This is a genomic window from uncultured Parabacteroides sp., assembly GCF_905196875.1.
Lineage (GTDB): Bacteria > Bacteroidota > Bacteroidia > Bacteroidales > Tannerellaceae > Parabacteroides.
Window position 1 is genome coordinate 57,030 of the sequence record NZ_CAJJWO010000029.1, and the last position, 6,852, is coordinate 63,881.

7 protein-coding genes are annotated in these 6,852 nt (G+C 44.9%); 4 read left to right on the top strand and 3 right to left on the bottom strand.

Annotation, left to right across the window (positions count from 1 at the left end):
• Window position 1: 1 nt before the first annotated feature.
• The 3 genes from QZ076_RS11540 to QZ076_RS11550 are packed head-to-tail and all read right to left on the bottom strand — an operon-like array spanning window position 2 to window position 3,522.
• Entirely contained in the window at window positions 2–1,180 is a 1,179-nt protein-coding gene (locus tag QZ076_RS11540; RefSeq protein WP_293713464.1) for a serine hydrolase, read from the bottom strand.
• Complete coding sequence (locus QZ076_RS11545) at window positions 1,181–1,705, bottom strand: gamma carbonic anhydrase family protein (RefSeq protein WP_075558764.1); 525 nt, start codon at window positions 1,703–1,705, stop codon at window positions 1,181–1,183.
• A 29-nt stretch (window positions 1,706–1,734) separates the two neighbouring features.
• The gene (locus QZ076_RS11550; RefSeq protein WP_293713465.1) at window positions 1,735–3,522 is read right to left on the bottom strand and encodes an aminopeptidase P family protein; all 1,788 of its coding nucleotides are present in this window, start codon (window positions 3,520–3,522) and stop codon (window positions 1,735–1,737) included.
• Between the two features lie 514 nt (window positions 3,523–4,036).
• On the opposite strand from QZ076_RS11550, the gene mtnA reads away from it, so the two are divergent.
• From mtnA to raiA, 4 genes are all read left to right on the top strand, one after another.
• Window positions 4,037–5,092: an S-methyl-5-thioribose-1-phosphate isomerase gene (gene mtnA / locus QZ076_RS11555; RefSeq protein WP_293713466.1), complete on the top strand. Its 1,056-nt coding sequence runs from the start codon at window positions 4,037–4,039 to the stop codon at window positions 5,090–5,092.
• Window positions 5,093–5,237: 145 nt separating this feature from the next.
• Window positions 5,238–5,429, top strand: a complete 192-nt coding sequence (gene rpsU / locus QZ076_RS11560) for a 30S ribosomal protein S21 (RefSeq protein ID WP_075558761.1) — start codon at window positions 5,238–5,240, stop codon at window positions 5,427–5,429.
• Window positions 5,430–5,501: 72 nt separating this feature from the next.
• Complete coding sequence (locus QZ076_RS11565) at window positions 5,502–6,398, top strand: tyrosine-type recombinase/integrase (protein ID WP_293713467.1); 897 nt, start codon at window positions 5,502–5,504, stop codon at window positions 6,396–6,398.
• 2 nt (window positions 6,399–6,400) lie between these two features.
• Window positions 6,401–6,700 (top strand): ribosome-associated translation inhibitor RaiA, encoded by a 300-nt coding sequence (gene raiA, locus QZ076_RS11570; protein WP_129732179.1) that lies wholly within the window; start codon window positions 6,401–6,403, stop codon window positions 6,698–6,700.
• Window positions 6,701–6,852 lie beyond the last annotated feature (152 nt).

The following is a 6,852-nucleotide window of genomic DNA, read 5'->3' on the forward strand; positions in this document are numbered from 1 at the left end:
TTTATTTTGATTCGTTATTATCTTTATTATTTTGAATAGCCTGTATCATTTCCACAGCAGCTCCGAGCCAGGTATCTATATCATCCGGATAATGTTGTTCGGAACGTGTTTCGCTGCGTTTGTGACCGAGGCGTACGATTACCACATTCAGTTCGGGGATGATGAAGACGTATTGTCCGAGGATGCCACGCATGTAAGGTATCTCCATACCGTTGTAGGTAAGGTGCCAGAACTGGAACCCGTAACAATGGTTTGTCTCATTATATTCTTTGAATAATAAATGGGTATCGGGGGTCGTTGCCTCTTTCAGGTAAGAGTCGGAGATAAGTTGTTGGCCGTTCCAGTTGCCATTGTTCAGTATCAGTTGTCCGAAACGGGCGAAATCGCGTGCATTACTGTTGAAGCAGCAATATGCTTTTTCGATACCGTCTTTTTTATCCAGACTCCAGAGTGCATCTTCTTCCGCGTTCATCGGTGTCCAGAATTTACGGGAGACGTAGGTACTGATATTTTCTCCGGTTGCTTTCTCGACGATAAAAGCCAATAGTTGGGTTACGCCACTCTGATAGATAAAGTTGACGCCCGGCTCCTCTATTTCTTTCATGCCGAATGCTATCTTCTGTAAATCGTCGCCGTAGTATAGCTTGGTGGTGGGAGAGAAGGGAGAAGAATATGCTTCGTCGAAGTCAACCCCCGCACTCATCGTCAACAGGTGGCGGAGTGTTAAAGGCTTTCCGTTGTATCCTTGGAACTCCGGATAAAAGTCACTGACCGGCTGGTCGACACTTTTTATAAATCCATCGTCGATCGCTCCTCCAATAGCCAGTGATACGATGCTTTTGGCCATCGAGAAGGAGTTACTGTGCGACTTTGGAGAGTAATCCTCCCAATACTGTTCGAAAAGCAATGAATTATCTTTAATAATAACGTAAGCGACCGTTCCCAGTTCATCGAATACCGGCAAATACTTTTCCGGAATGGAAAGCGTATTATATGCCTCCGACTGTTTCCAGGGGTACGGATCACCAGCCTTTACCGTGCGGTTCTCAAAAATCGGATACTGGTCGATCTTTGGTAACAAATGCGTAAGGGCACGGCGCAGGTAATAGTTGGAGGGCAATACCAGATAGCCACCAATACAACATACGACCAAAAGTATTGCCCATCCTGCTTTCTTCATTTATTCTGTCTCTTCTTTATACCAACTTGAATACATGTGGTAGTTTTTAGCAATCTTCTGGTTGATCTCCTTGGCCTGTTCCGGATCGACCTTCTTGACGAACTTAGCCGGTACGCCGGCATAAATGCTGCCTGGTTCGACAATCGTTTTACTCAAAACAACCGAACCGGCGGCCACGATGGCTCCCTCGCCGATCACGGCATGGTCGAGTACAACCGATCCCATCCCGATCAGTGCACCATTGCAGATCTTGGCACCGTGGATGGTAACGTTATGTCCTACCGATACATCGTCGCCAATTTCTATGGTCGATTTTTCGTATAACGTATGCAATACGGAGCCGTCCTGAATGTTTACACCATTGCCGATACGGATCGAGTTTACGTCGCCTCGCAGGACCGTACTGAACCAGATGCTGCAACCTTCTCCGATTTCAACATCACCGATTATAGCGGCGTTATCCGCTAAAAATGTGTCTTTACCGATCTTCGGGGTAAAGCCTCTGACTGATTTTATTATTGCCATAATTTTCTACTTGTCAACTGTCAACTGTTTTAAATTTCTGTTGTTTTCTCTTTTAACCAGGCTTTTTCCTCTTCGTTCAGATGCGGGCTTAACAAATCGTATACCATCTGGTGATATTTGTTTATCCAGGCACGTTCTCTGACGGACAGCATCGGTACCATGATTAATTTGGTATCGATATAACATAAAGTCAAGGTATCGAAACCATAGAATTTGCCATATTCCGTTTCGCTGTCTTCGCGGATCAGGATCATATTCTCAGTGCGGATGCCATATTCGCCGGTGCGGTACATGGCCGGTTCGTCGCTCATCACCATGCCCGGCTTCAGCGGAACAGGATTCTCTTCCATACGGATACTCTGCGGCCCTTCGTGTACATTCAGGCAATGTCCGATACCGTGGCAGGTTCCGTGGAGATAATTGATACCTGCATCCCATAACGCTTTGCGTGCAAGCACATCGAGCAGGCAACCGCGGATACCGGCCGGGAATTTGCACTTGGCAATTCCGATCATGCCTTTCAGCGTACGGGTGAAGTCTTTTTTCATTTGTTCGGTCGGTTCGCCCAGGGCAACCGTGCGGGTAATATCGGTCGTGCCGTCTAGGTATTGTGCACCCGAGTCCATCAGGAGCAGACTTTCCGGTTTCAGTTCAACGTCGGTTTCGGGAGTCGGGGCGTAATGAACGATCGCACCGTGTCCGGCATATCCGGTGATCGACTCGAAGCTATCCATAATGTACTGTGGTTGCTCTGCGCGCAGGGCGGTCAGGCGGGCAGAAGCATCGAGCTCTGTCACTTTTTCGCCGGCGGCTAATTTCTTTTCCAGCCAAATGTAGAAACGGGTTAATGCGATACCGTCTTTTACGGTCGCATTGCGGAATCCTTTTATTTCGGTTTCGTTCTTGATACTTTTCAGGTGGTTTGCCGGGGTGATACCTTCAATAATGGTGCATCCTTTCGGCAACGCGTTGTAGAGGGAAATGTTTGTCTTTGCCGGATCGATGAATACCCGGCTGTCTTCCGGTAGACGGGATAGATATTTCTGTATCATCGTATAGTCGGCCAATACGACACCCTCTTTTTTCAGGTTTTCGGCGGCTTCGGCAGTGATCTTTTTCGGATCGATGAAAAGTACGCTTTCGTCTTCGGAGATAAAGGCATAGCTGATAACGACCGGGTTGTAAGTTACGTCCGTACCCCGGATATTGAATGTCCAGGCCACTTCGTCGAGCGCAGCGAGGATACCGCAATCGGCTCCTTCCTTGCGTAGCAGGTTGTTTATCTCATCCAGCTTTTCATGGACAGCCTTACCACTCAGTTCGACCGGCATTTCAAACAACGGGTTACCCGGGACGGATGGCCTGTCTTTCCAGATCAGGTCGATCAGGTCGTATGATGTTTCCAGGTCGATGTCTTTCCGTTTCAGTGCTTTTTCCAGTTTAGCGGCTTCGGCAACACTATAGGTCAACCCGTCTGTCCCGACCGTCTGTCCGCTTTGTAACTCATGGAGCAGAAATTCCGGAATGGTCGGAGTTTCCGGCAAAGCCATTTTATATAATTCGATACCTGATCCTTCCAGCTGTATGCCCGCCTGTAGGAAATAGCGCGAGTCTGTCCATAAGCCGGCTTTGTCTGCCGTGACCACCACTGTACCGGCGGATCCGTCGAAACCGGATATCCATCCGCGTGATTTCCAGCGGTCGGCCGGATATTCGCTCAGGTGTGGATCGGAACTGGGGATGATATAAGCATCGATTTTCTTTTCTTTCATTACCTCCCTCAAGGCGGCAATACGTTCAGGGATATTTGTTTTCATCGCATTACTATTTAGTCAACGTTACTATTGGCAAAGTTAATAAATTATTGGGAAAGACGGACGTGTCAAAGCTGCTTTTAGTGTAAAAAGCATTGTTTTTTTTGAATTCTGTTTTTGGAAGGACGAAATCGTGTAATTTGTTGTATATTTGTGCTTTAATCAATGTTTGTTTGTGTCGGAAACAAAGTGACAGGTGTCGCGGACGATCTTTCGGACGGTCTTCGGACGATGAAAATCTCTTGTATGTTGTTAGGCTGCAATTGTTTATTCGGGTTTTGAAAAAGTGTCGCGGACGATCTTCGGACGATCTTTAGAACGCTCTCTTAATATAATAAGACTAATATATTATATAAAGACATAAAAGAAATTGATTTTTTTGAAAAAACAAATGGTGTTAGTACAGTCGTGTCGGGGTGCCGGCAAGGTAGTGTTACCATTTTATTATAGTAGTGCCGGGAAGCCGGGACTATAGAGATAACTCCCGGCTTTTCCGGAAAGAATGAATTTGAAGAAAATGAGTGAAAAGAATATTACAGATTTGAAAACAGTCCGTCTCAGCGAGGATGCTGATTCCGTTGTTATTCTGGATCAGACCCGGTTGCCGGAAAAAGAAGTGTATTTGTCCCTTTCCCGTGCGGAAGATATTTGGGAGGCTATTTATAAACTGAGAGTTCGTGGTGCCCCTGCTATCGGAGTGGCTGCGGCTTATGGTATTTACATTTGCAGCAAACAAATCGAAGCGGCCGGTTTTGATGATTTTTATACGGCGTTTAAGCGATTAAGAGAATATCTGGCTTCCTCCCGTCCGACAGCGGTTAATCTGGAAGCAGCCTTAAACCGGATGGAAAAAGTCGTACAGGATAACTGCCGGGAAGATGTTCCGACGCTTATCCGGTTATTACATGACGAATCGCAGGCTATCCGTGAGGAGGATGCTGCGGCGTGTCGCCGGATAGGAGAAAATTGTCTGTCGTTATTGAAACCGGGCATGGGACTGTTGACGCATTGTAATGCCGGCCACCTGGCCGTTTCCGAGTATGGTACGGCGTTGGCTCCGATATATCTGGGGCAGGAGCGGGGATATGACTTCAAGGTCTTTGCCGATGAAACACGTCCTTTGCTACAGGGTGCCCGTCTCACGGCATACGAACTCCAGCGATCGGGGGTGGATGTGACTTTGATCTGCGATAATATGGCTTCTGCCGTTATGCAGAAAGGATGGGTACAGGCAGTGGTGGTAGGCTGCGACCGTATTGCGATGAATGGAGATGTGGCGAACAAGATCGGGACTTCCGGTGTCGCTATTCTGGCCCGTCATTACGGTATCCCTTTCTATGTGTTGGGGCCTACTTCTACTATCGACAGGCAATGTCCTGACGGGCAGTCGATTGTGATAGAAGAGAGAGCACCGGAAGAGGTGTCGGAGATGTGGTATACCCATAGGATGGCACCGCGTGACGTTAAGATTTTCAATCCGGCATTTGACGTAACTTCCCATGATCTGATTTCTGCGATCATTACCGAAAAAGGGATTGCTTACCCTCCGTTTACGGATAGTCTTAGCTACTAGCAAGCAGAGGTTCTGAGTGTTAAAGCATTGGTGGAAAAAGAAAAAATACGAATTATTGTCGGAAAGTTTTGCTAATAACGAAAGAATCAGTAATTTTGCTGCCCATTTTGAGGATGTAATTAAAAACAATATAATAAATTAAATTATGATCGTAGTTCCATTGAAAGAAGGCGAAAACATTGAAAAAGCGCTGAAGAAGTTTAAAAGAAAGTTCGAAAAAACAGGAGTAGTAAAGGAATTGAGAAGCCGTCAGGCATTCATTAAACCTTCTGTTGCAAAGAGAAAACAAAACATGCGTGCTGTTTACGTTCAGCAATTGCAGCAGGTAGAAGAATAAATATCTTACCAAACTTGTTTTATTGAATTCTTATTCCTATTTTCGTTGCATAAAAGTTGATGCAGCGCAGATATGTTGATAGATTCGTTTTTAGATTATCTTCGGTATGAAAGGAATTATTCCAATTATACGATAGGAGCTTATTCAAAAGATTTGCGCCAGTTCGAAGATTATGTAAAAAGATATAAGGAAGACATATTTGATCCGGTGGATGTCGATGCGGATTTAGTGAGAGGATGGGTCGTTTCTTTAATGGACGAAAAGCTTTCACCAGTGTCGGTCAACCGGAAATTAAGTTCTTTGAAGTCTTTTTTTAAATTCCTTATGAAGCAGGGAAGCATCTCTGTTAATCCATTACGGTTAATAACCGGGCCGAAAACGAAGAAGCCGTTACCTTATTTTGTAAAAGACAAGGAAATGGAACTTTTGTTGGATGGTGATGGATTTGGTGAGGATTTTGAAGGTGTAAGGAATCGTCTGGTGCTGGAAATGCTTTACGATACAGGTATACGCCGTTCGGAGTTGATAGGAATGAGAGATTCCGATGTCGACTGCGGGACGATGCAGATCCGGGTAACGGGAAAGCGTAACAAGCAACGGTTGATCCCATTTGCAGAAGGGTTAAAAAACTTAATACAAGCATACACTGAAGTTCGAAATCGTGAAGTTGGTTCGGAGAGCGGATGGTTTTTCGTAAGAAAAAACGGGGAGCAGTTACCTGTATCTATTGTTTATACTATAGTAAAGGATAAATTGTCGGAAATCCCAACATTGGCGAAACGTAGCCCTCATGTATTGAGACATTCGTTTGCAACAAGTATGTTGAACAACGGTGCAGAGTTGAATGCTGTGAAAGAGATACTCGGACACAGTAGCTTGGCTTCGACCAGCGTTTACACACATACAACCTTTGAGGAATTAAAAAAAGTGTATCATGCTCATCCAAGAGCGAAAAAAGAAGGAGGTTAATTATGGACATTAGAATTCAAGCAATCCATTTTGACGCAACAGATCAGTTAGAAGCGTTTATTCAGAAGAAAGTTAGTAAGTTGGAGCAATACTTCGACGGCATAATATTAGCAGAGGTGACATTAAAGGTTGTAAAACCTGAATCAGCAAAGAATAAAGAAGCGGCTGTACGTCTTATAATAAAGAATGGAGATTGTTTTGCAGAGAAAATAAACGATTCTTTTGAAGCGTCTATCGACGAATGTGTCGAAGCACTGGAAAAACAATTAGTTAAATTCAAGGAAAAAATCAGAGCCAAATAAAAAAAACGGTAGATAAATTTGGTATGTAAGAAATAATATCTAAATTTGCAGCCGTTTCGCCCACTCGACGAAACGGCTTCTTTTAGAAAAGAAGGCTTGCCTCTTTAGCTCAGTTGGCCAGAGCACGTGATTTGTAATCTCGGGGTCGTTGG